Genomic DNA, 531 nt, shown 5'->3' on the forward strand with positions numbered 1-531 from the left:
CAGGATATGACGTTCGACCTCTATTTATCGGAAACCATTGCAAACATTTTTGTCAAAAGATCTATTCAAATGTTCAGAAGATAATTGACATTGCTTGCAACTTCCTTTACCATAAGTTCTAATTTTAATTTAATAGGAATTGAGGCGTTACCTTATGAAAAAGGAAATCAATGTTTGGTGGGCAATAATCCCCCTCTTTGTAATGATTATTGCCATGCTGTTAGCTGTCATTGTATTTGAACAAGCTCCACATGTACCATTGGTTATTGGTACCGCGGCAGCTGCTTTAGTTGCATCGGGGTATGGATATAAATGGAAAGAGATTGAAGAAATGATGTACAAAGGAATTAAGCTAGCCCTTCCGGCAATTGTAATCATCATGCTTGTCGGATTAACCATTGGTTCCTGGATTGGCGGCGGAGTCGTTGCGACAATGATTTATTATGGATTAAACATTATTTCCCCCTCCTCTTTTCTCATAACCATTGCAGTTATTTGTGCCATAGTTTCACTAGCTATTGGCAGTTCCTG

1 pseudogene is annotated in these 531 nt (G+C 38.4%); it reads left to right on the forward strand.

The features are described 5' to 3' along the window. Positions 1 to 154 precede the first annotated feature (154 nt). Positions 155 to 531: pseudogene (locus AC3G7N_RS22485) on the forward strand (Na+/H+ antiporter NhaC); the annotation flags it as partial.

The organism is Virgibacillus carmonensis, from assembly GCF_057836705.1.